This is a genomic window from Rhizobium sp. SVR5-9E (assembly GCF_056755095.1).
Window position 1 is genome coordinate 1 of the sequence record NZ_JBNDHS010000465.1, and the last position, 264, is coordinate 264.

Here is a 264-nt window from a genome sequence, read left to right on the forward strand (position 1 = left end):
CTTATCAATCAGAACGCCCTGCAGCCTTCCGTAAGGGCAAACCAATGTACAAACCTGCTCACGAAGCCATGTGAAAACAAAATAGAAAATCATGGTAAAAGCAACCATTGCAATAAATTTGAATGGATTATCTGCCGGTCCCTGAGAGATGATTCTGAAAACCTCTTCGTAGCCAACGCTATACATAAACATAAAGTTGGTGATGATGACAGAAATTAATGCAAAAACAGACCATTTTAAAAGTCTTTTTCTGATTTTTTCAGC

1 pseudogene is annotated in these 264 nt (G+C 37.9%); it reads right to left on the reverse strand.

What is annotated here, in order from left to right:
* A pseudogene (locus tag ACPYOJ_RS35640) lies at positions 1-264 on the reverse strand (hypothetical protein); the annotation flags it as partial.